2 protein-coding genes, 1 tRNA gene and 1 pseudogene are annotated in these 3,985 nt (G+C 43.5%); 3 read left to right on the forward strand and 1 reads right to left on the reverse strand.

Translation table 11 applies throughout. From position 1 onward, the window contains the following. Positions 1-307 (reverse strand): annotated as a pseudogene (locus O9290_RS21150) (IS1/IS1595 family N-terminal zinc-binding domain-containing protein); the annotation flags it as partial. Positions 308-673: 366 nt separating this feature from the next. Between O9290_RS21150 and O9290_RS21155 the strand changes: the two are divergent. From O9290_RS21155 to O9290_RS21165, 3 genes are all read left to right on the forward strand, one after another. Next, positions 674-1,357, forward strand: coding sequence for a PHP domain-containing protein (locus tag O9290_RS21155; protein ID WP_287107517.1), 684 nt, complete (start codon positions 674-676; stop codon positions 1,355-1,357). A 221-nt stretch (positions 1,358-1,578) separates the two neighbouring features. Next, positions 1,579-3,477 carry an NAD(P)H-quinone oxidoreductase subunit F gene (locus O9290_RS21160; protein WP_002790087.1) on the forward strand — a complete coding sequence of 633 codons (1,899 nt, stop codon included), beginning with the start codon at positions 1,579-1,581 and terminating at the stop codon, positions 3,475-3,477. 179 nt (positions 3,478-3,656) lie between these two features. Beyond that, positions 3,657-3,728: transfer RNA gene (locus tag O9290_RS21165), tRNA-Thr, on the forward strand. The last annotated feature ends 257 nt before the right edge of the window (positions 3,729-3,985 follow it).

The following is a 3,985-nucleotide window of genomic DNA, read 5'->3' on the forward strand; positions in this document are numbered from 1 at the left end:
CATCACATTCTCTAACCAATTTACCTTTTGGTTTGTCCGAAACCTTTATTTGACGGGGGACAGCCGCCAGTTTATTGTTGACATAGTTTTGTTACCATGACCAACTTACCCCTGTTACTCTAGCAATTCCTCGTCAGGAAACTCGTTCGAGCAGGAGTTTATCAATTAATTGTTTGGTTTCGTCAGAGACGGTTTTATTAGTGGGATTGATCACAAACGGTTGACCGCAATCTTTACACTGACGTTTCGGCTTGCCATTATGTGTAGAACCATTTTTGATGGTATGATAAGAACCACATTTAGGACAACAAGATGTTGAAGTTTGTGAATCTTTTGTCAGAAGACAATGTTCTAAATCTTCATCGTAATTTAACCAAAGTTTAATTATCCAAGAGAAGATATTGATAAAAATAGCAATCATAAAAAGCAAATCCCCAACATTTATCAAGCAATTATTTTTATTAGTAAATGTTCTACACGACTCAGTCCAGATAAGCAAGATGGCTTACCACTACTACCGAATCACTACCCCCTTTTCCTTAGTTCCCCACTTTCCCATACCTTTGAGAGAGGATTTAGTATTACCGGTAACAGCAGCTACCCAATTTTTTTTGGTATTTGTTATGCTGATTGTTAACAATTTGTAATCTTTGGGAAAGTTCCTCAATACTGCATGGTCGTTTCTGCTACAATTCCACCCCTAGCTCAAGATACCCTCGCCCTGAAAGCGGTGTGGGCAAATGTCGGCTATGATAGTTGTCCCTACCATTACAATTTCCATCTTCATACCCATTGCTCCGATGGTCAAATGAGTCCCCAAGACTTGATGAGACAAGCGTTAGACATCGGACTAAAAGGATTAGCAATTACCGATCATCACTCGATCGAAGGTTATCGACAAGCCCAAATTTGGCTAGAAAATCAGCATTTAAGGGGTTCTCTACCCCATCTCTGGACAGGGGTAGAAATTACGGCGAATCTCTTAGACACAGAAGTGCATATTCTTGGCTATGGTTTCGATCCCGCTCACGTCGTCTTGACTCCCTATCTGCAAAGAACCAAACCAGAAGGAGATCTGGCTTTAGCCTCTAGAGTCATTAACAGTTTACAGCAAGCGGGGGCTTTAGTGGTTCTGGCTCATCCCTTTCGTTACCATCGCCCCGCTGCCGATTTAGTGGCGGCGGCGGTAGAATTGGGTATTGATGGTATTGAAGCTTTTTATGCCTACGGCAATCCCAAACCCTGGCTACCGAGTCAACCGGAAACCGAACAAGCACTCGCTCTTAGCCGTCAGTACCAATTATTCGCCACCTGTAGCACCGATTCCCACGGTAAATCTTTATTACAGCGCATTTAGCCTGATCCCGGGATTAACGGTAAAATACCTAAATTGACTAAACTCGATCCTTTCTCGATCGAGTGTTAGTTTTTTATGGCCGTTGATCAGTGATCAGTAATCAGTAACCAGTGAAAGAGCCTAAATTTGTTGAAAATTGAAAACTTAAACCTGATAACTTAAAACTTAAACCTGATCACTGATAACTGATAACTGATAACTGATAACTGATAACCCCCTGAATGAAAGATTTATTCCTTGACACTTGCTGGTTAATTCCCATTTATGGCTTAATTGGTTCGATTTTAACCTTGCCTTGGTCTTTAGGCATTATTAGTCGCACCGGTCCGCGGCCGGCCGCTTATATTAACCTATTGATGACCGTCTTAGGATTAATACATGGATCGATCGCTTTTAATCAAATTTGGCATCGAGAGACGATTAAACTGGCTTTTGAATGGGTAAGAGTGGCCGATCTTAGTTTATCCCTTTCGATCGAACTTTCTCCCGTCAGTTTGGGGACGCTGGAACTGATTACCCTCATCAGTCTCCTGGCCCAAATCTATGCCCTTGGCTACATGGAAAAGGACTGGTCTTTGGCAAGATTTTATGGCTTAATGGGCTTTTTTGAGGCAGCTTTGGGGGGAATTGCCCTCAGTGACTCCCTACTATTCAGTTACGCTTTCCTAGAGATGTTAACGGTCTCTACCTATCTCCTCGTCGGTTTTTGGTATGCTCAACCTTTGGTAGTAACCGCGGCGCGAGATGCCTTTTTAACCAAGCGCGTCGGCGATATTATTTTATTGATGGGTTTGGTGGCTCTGTCCAGTTACGGAGAAGGATTGAGTTTTTCTCAGTTAGAAAATTGGGCAGTAAATAACCCTGTGCCACCTCTGACGGCGACTTTGTTAGGATTAGCCCTTATTGCTGGTCCAACGGGTAAATGCGCCCAATTTCCCCTGAATTTGTGGCTAGATGAGGCGATGGAGGGACCAAATCCAGCCGGAATCATGCGGAATTCGATCGTGGTTTCGGCGGGGGCCTATGTTTTAATTAAGCTGCAGCCAGTGTTTACCCTATCTCCGATCGCAGCCAATGTTTTAATAGTGTTGGGGACAATGACGGCAATCGGTACTTCTCTGATGGCCCTATCCCAAATTGATATTAAACGGGTTTTATGCCACTCCACCAGTGCCTATCTCGGTTTGGTCTTTATTGCGGTGGGATTAGGTCATGTGGATATCGCTTTGCTAATTTTATTCTCCCATGCGGTCGCAAAAGCTTTATTGTTTATGAGCGCAGGAGCATTAATTCTCACTACCAGTAACCAAAATATCACGGAAATGGGGGGAATTTGGGCAAGAATGCCCGCTACAACCATGGCTTTTTTAGGGGGTTCCGCGGGGATGACGGTTTTAATGCCCCTGGGGATGTTTTGGACGTTAAAACGGTGGTTAAGTGGTGAATGGGCGATTCCTTGGTGGTTATTAGCGGTTTTAATCTTTGTTAATTGTCTTAGCATCGTCAATCTCACCAGGGTATTTCGTTTAGTCTTTTTGGGACAAACCCAAAGTAAAACCCATCGCACCCCGGAAGTGGCTTGGCCGATGGCTTTGCCCATGGTATCATTGATTTTAATCGCTTTATTGGCCCCGATTATTCCCCTACGTTGGGATTTTTGGCTATCTTTCACCAATCCTCTCCTTAATAACCAGAGTTTTACTATTGTCTGGGGTTTTCCCTTACTGATGGCCTCTGGAGTAATTGGCCTAGTTATCGGGTTAACGGTAGAGTTAAGACGAGCTTGGGCCAGACCGACTGGGTTAATCCTGCGATTCCTGCAAGATTTGTTCGCTTATGACTTCTATCTTGATCGCATCTATCAGTTTACCGTGGTTTTAGCGGTGGGCAGCTTGTCCAAAATTACCGCTTGGCTCGATCGTTATATTATTGATGGTCTGGTTAATTTGGTCAGTTTAGCGACGATTTTTAGCGGCAGTGCCTTAAAGTATAATGTTTCTGGTCAATCACAGTTTTATGTCTTGACTATTCTTTTGGGAATAGGGGGATTAATCTGGCTCTTATTAAACGGTCAATGGTCACTGATAACTAATTATTGGTCATCCCTGTTGACTCATTGAACCTCTATGTATCGCTCCCTAGTCTTCCGGTCGCGGACTAGGGAGTGAAAGCAGCGGGATGAACATGATCAACAAGGACAGACGGTTAAAATCGGTCTTAGCTTAAAACCCCACACCCTGCCCGCGGGAAAAACTTTTTCAGCAAGCCCTATTTGTGTTATGATGGGTTGGTCAAAAATGCTGGTGTAGCTCAGTGGTAGAGCAGCTGATTTGTAATCAGCCGGTCGCGGGTTCAAATCCCATCACCAGCTTCAATCTCTCACTCCCAATCGAACTTTAAAAAACCTACTTCCCACTTCCCACTTCCCACTTTCAAACCGAAGACCCCTGAACGGAAATTTAAGCCGGACAAAACCATTCTAGGGACTGGGGTTAACCACAGAAACCAAAAACCTACCTAAAGCTTTTTAAAGCTACTCATTTCTGTAGCTAGATAGCTAAAATAAGTAACTTTGGCCACCGATAGATTTTAAGAACGTTATCAGGTATAATCAAGATATGAAGCTAG

Source organism: Microcystis sp. LE19-41.2A (assembly GCF_027530405.1).
In the GTDB taxonomy this organism is placed as follows: domain Bacteria; phylum Cyanobacteriota; class Cyanobacteriia; order Cyanobacteriales; family Microcystaceae; genus Microcystis; species Microcystis aeruginosa.